The sequence below is a fragment of the Blautia sp. HA9023 genome (assembly GCF_056504095.1).
The window spans coordinates 802,501-804,292 of the sequence record NZ_JBWLUR010000008.1; the positions used below are offsets into that span (position 1 = coordinate 802,501).

1 rRNA gene (cut by a window edge) is annotated in these 1,792 nt (G+C 53.8%); it reads left to right on the forward strand.

The features are described from left to right. Window positions 1–1,536: ribosomal RNA gene (locus AC04Q6_RS13665) — 23S ribosomal RNA — on the forward strand (it extends 1,354 nt beyond the left edge of the window). Window positions 1,537–1,792: the final 256 nt, after the last annotated feature.

Here is a 1,792-nt window from a genome sequence, read left to right on the forward strand (position 1 = left end):
GCCCTGGGTGAGTCGGGACCTAAGGTGAGGGCGGGAGCCGTAGCCGATGGACAACAGGTTGATATTCCTGTACTGCAGTATAACAGAACTGTGGGGACACGTAAGGAGAGCGGGAGCCGGGAATGGAAAGCCCGGTACAAGCGAGGTACCAGTATGGTAGGAAAATCCGCCATGCAATGGGAAGACGTGATGTGGAGTGAAATATAGTAACGAAGCCCGTGAGCCATGCGTCAAGAAAAGCCGCTATTGTTTATATTGTACCCGTACCGTAAACCGACACAGGTGGATGAGGAGAGAATCCTAAGGCCGGCGGAAGAAGTATTGCCAAGGAACTCGGCAAAATGGCCCCGTAACTTAGGGAGAAGGGGTGCCTGCGAGAGCAGGCCGCAGAGAATAGGCTCAAGCAACTGTTTAGCAAAAACACAGGTCTATGCGAAACCGAAAGGTGAGGTATATGGGCTGACGCCTGCCCGGTGCTGGAAGGTTAAGAGGAGAGGTTAGACATAACGTCGAAGCTTTGAATTTAAGCCCCAGTAAACGGCGGCCGTAACTATAACGGTCCTAAGGTAGCGAAATTCCTTGTCGGGTAAGTTCCGACCCGCACGAAAGGCGTAATGATTTGAGCGCTGTCTCGGCAATACATCCGGTGAAATTGAAGTGCCAGTGAAGATGCTGGCTACCCGCGCCAGGACGGAAAGACCCCATGGAGCTTTACTCCAGTTTGGCACTGGGGTCCGGTGTTGCATGTACAGGATAGGTGGGAGGCTGAGAGATAGTGACGTCAGTTGCTATGGAGCCGCTGTTGGGATACCACCCTTGTGATATTGGGCTTCTAACCAGCCGCCGTGAATCCGGCGGTGGGACAATGCCAGGCGGGGAGTTTGACTGGGGCGGTCGCCTCCGAAAGGGTATCGGAGGCGCCCAAAGGTTCCCTCAGAATGGACGGAAACCATTCGAAGAGTGCAAAGGCAGAAGGGAGCTTGACTGCGACACCGACGGGTGGAGCAGGTACGAAAGTAGGGCTTAGTGATCCGGTGGTATTAAGTGGGAATGCCATCGCTCAACGGATAAAAGCTACCCTGGGGATAACAGGCTTATCACTCCCAAGAGTTCACATCGACGGAGTGGTTTGGCACCTCGATGTCGGCTCATCGCATCCTGGGGCTGTAGTAGGTCCCAAGGGTTGGGCTGTTCGCCCATTAAAGCGGTACGCGAGCTGGGTTCAGAACGTCGTGAGACAGTTCGGTCCCTATCCGGCGTGGGCGTAGGATATCTGAGAGGAGCTGTCCTTAGTACGAGAGGACCGGGATGGACGGACCGCTGGTGGACCGGTTGGCTTGCCAAAGCCATGGCCGGGTAGCCAAGTCCGGAAGGGATAAACGCTGAAGGCATCTAAGCGTGAAGCCCCCCTCAAGATGAGATATCCCATTCTTTAAGAAGTAAACCCCCTTGAAGACGACGAGGTAGATAGGGCAGAGGTGGAAGTGTGGTAACACATGGAGCTGACTGTTACTAATCGGGTGAGGGCTTGACCAACCAGCCGAGGAAGCGGGCAAGGCAGGTAAGGGTCATACGGGAGCAAGCTTGCTTGTGGACGTATGAGCATTAGCTGACTTGAACATTTGCGAAGCAAATGACATCGAACGACGGAGTCGTGAGATGACCCCCGCTGGAGTAGCCTAAAAGAACAGGCGATGCAGCGTAAGCTGCGAGCCCGTGAAAAAAGGCAAATCGGCACGCAGGTTAAAATTGATTCAACAAAAACGATTAACCATCAACAAACACATGTATG